Raw genomic sequence first — 2369 nt, 5'->3', positions numbered from 1 at the left:
TTTGTTATCGCTTGAGCCCGGGTTTTACAGCCTTTCTGTTACGGATGCAAATGGTTGTTTGGCCAACTTCAGCTTTGAGGTAGAATTGGCGAGTGGGCTGAACGATAGCTCAACTATACCATGGAGGCTTTTTCCGAACCCTGCTGATCAAAAAGTTTACGTTGAGCTCCCTGCAGGCGAGCCTGCGTTATTGAGGTTCTTTGATGGGACCGGGCGGTTAGCCCTCTCTCAAAAAATAGCTGGGGGCAGCGGACCTTTTGCGATTAATTTAGAGCCGCTTACACCCGGCATATACTGGGTGCAGGCAATTACCAGGGATGGAGCGAATCAGGAAGTGAAGCGTTTGGTTGTTCAATAGTCATAACTACAAGGAAAAGGGTATCTGAAATAGGAATTTCTTCCTTCAAGTAGTTTAACCCTGCCCGGATACCTGATCCGCCATTAACGCCACCCGCCCCCGCTGCCCAAAATACCGCACCGCCTGCAGTAAATTCGCAAAGCGCGGGTCTTGCGTGTGCCCCTTTTTGTACCGGTAATAAATCTGCTGCACAATCACTCCGATCTTGAAGGCGCCAAAGACGTAGTAGAAAACCGGGTTGGTAATCGTTATTTCCCGCTGCTGCGCGTAGCGGTCCAGCACCTCCTGCCGATTGAGGTTGCCGGGCAGCCAGGTGAGGTTGGCGGCAGCCAGGGGCATGAGGCGGGCTTCTTTCGGCTCGGTCCAGTAAGCGAGGGTGGTGCCCAGGTCCATCAGCGGGTCGCCCACCGTAGCCATTTCCCAGTCGAGGATGGCGCGGATGTTATGGGGTGGGTCCGGGCCGAGCACCAGGTTGTCGTATTTGAAGTCGTTGTGGATCAGCCCGGCGGGGCCATCTGCAGGCTTATTTTTCTGCATCCATTGAGCCAGCTCGTCCATAGCGGGCACCTTGTCCGTTTCGGCTTTGTAATACCGCCTGATCCACCCTTCTACCTGCCGGCCGACGTAGCCCTCGGGCTTGCCCAGCTCGATGAGCCCGGTCGCTTCAATATCAATTTGGTGAAGGGCCGCCAGGGTATCTACTGCCGATTCCGAGACTTGCCGCATCTGTTCAGGCGCCCATTGCAGTTGTTTGGCTAAATTGCCCCTTAGGATGATGCCTTCCACCCGCTCCATCAGGTAAAAGGGCGCGCCGATGACCGCCTCGTCTTCGCAGTAGACGATGGGCTGTGGAATGGTTTTCAGTACCGGTTTGAGTTTGGACAATACCCGGTACTCCCGCCCCATATCGTGGGCGCTCTTGATGTTGGCGCCAAAGGGCGGCCGGCGGAGCACGGCTTCCCCTGCATTGGTTTGGAGCAGGTAAGTCAGGTTGGAATAGCCACCGGGGAATTGTTGGATGCCTTCTATTTCCCTGAAGCCATCCCAGTGCTGCCGCAGGTAGGTTTGGAGGGCTTCCTGATCGAGGGCTTCCCCTTCACGGATTGGGCTGGGCTGATCGAGCATTTTTGAAGGGAAGATAGGGAAAATTTGGAGAGATATAGCTCTTGTACTGCATTAGGGATCCTAATTTATGAAGGCTGGTTTAAACCAACCCCAGCTTAACCCACAGTTAACATTGTCGGCAGCATGACAAAACATAAGGTGGGCAAAATTCACACGGTCCATTCCTAGAAACACCACTGTGATTTATGTACCTTTATCATAAACACAAAGAATCGTGCTCAGCCCTTCACGAAACAATAAGCTCAAAAAACAACCGCTCAACCTATTATTTTACCTTAATAAACTATTTTAACATGAATCTTTACGCTTTTTTACCCCCCCCCCCCCCGCGGGCTTTTTCTGACAATGCTATTGCTTATGTTTAGCTATTGGAGCGCCTCCGGTATAACAGGTTACGAAGCAGCAGATGCTCACGTACAGGCATTGCCCACAGAGACGGATGGTCAGTCTATTGTTGCTGACTTGTTGGAACTGGAAGTAGCCTACCGTTCCAACCCCATAGATTACACACTTTCGGACGGAGACGAGGCCTTCCTCCAGCTTCTGGCAGAAGATACCCTCTCTGCTACTTATACGTATAGCCGGGCTTTGTTGGGGACTATTGCCGGCGCACAATTTCATTTACCTATTGCACCGGATTTCGAGGTAGAGGGCATGGTGCAACAAGATCAGGGAGGAGCGGTTCCACAGCAGTCAAAAGCTAGGGTGTTCGGTTTGCTAACCATCTGATGTACCGCTTTTTAGTTCCCTATCCATTTGTTTTCGTAGTCCGTAATGGTTATGGCAGATGTTTTCATTTTGCCAGTCAATGACCTGCTGGCAGCTTACGGTTTTCATTGATAGCTGGATGAAGCTGGCCGTGATGGGCTGGTTATACAGACTGATG

The 2369-nt window shown here is 51.8% G+C and carries 3 protein-coding genes; 2 read left to right on the top strand and 1 reads right to left on the bottom strand.

Translation table 11 applies throughout. The features are described 5' to 3' along the window. A partial coding sequence (locus RIC19_RS04550; protein WP_350177107.1) for a T9SS type A sorting domain-containing protein occupies positions 1 to 358 on the top strand: 358 nt, incomplete at its 5' end. Between the two features lie 54 nt (positions 359 to 412). Here RIC19_RS04550 and RIC19_RS04545 read toward each other — a convergent pair. Next, positions 413 to 1483 carry a phosphotransferase family protein gene (locus RIC19_RS04545; protein WP_350177106.1) on the bottom strand — a complete coding sequence of 357 codons (1071 nt, stop codon included), beginning with the start codon at positions 1481 to 1483 and terminating at the stop codon, positions 413 to 415. Positions 1484 to 1840: 357 nt separating this feature from the next. On the opposite strand from RIC19_RS04545, the gene RIC19_RS04540 reads away from it, so the two are divergent. After that, positions 1841 to 2212 (top strand): hypothetical protein, encoded by a 372-nt coding sequence (locus RIC19_RS04540; RefSeq protein WP_350177105.1) that lies wholly within the window; start codon positions 1841 to 1843, stop codon positions 2210 to 2212. The last annotated feature ends 157 nt before the right edge of the window (positions 2213 to 2369 follow it).

This window comes from Phaeodactylibacter sp., assembly GCF_040219495.1.
Taxonomy (GTDB): domain Bacteria; phylum Bacteroidota; class Bacteroidia; order Chitinophagales; family Saprospiraceae; genus Phaeodactylibacter.
Note: the sequence above shows the minus strand (reverse complement) of the source record. Positions and strands in the feature narration are given on the sequence as shown.

Coding starts and splice junctions, on each gene's coding strand:
- RIC19_RS04545 (WP_350177106.1), bottom strand. CDS start 1,483: ATGCTCGATCAGCCCAGCCCAATCCGTGAAGGGGAAGCCCTCGATCAG.
- RIC19_RS04540 (WP_350177105.1), top strand. CDS start 1,841: ATGTTTAGCTATTGGAGCGCCTCCGGTATAACAGGTTACGAAGCAGCA.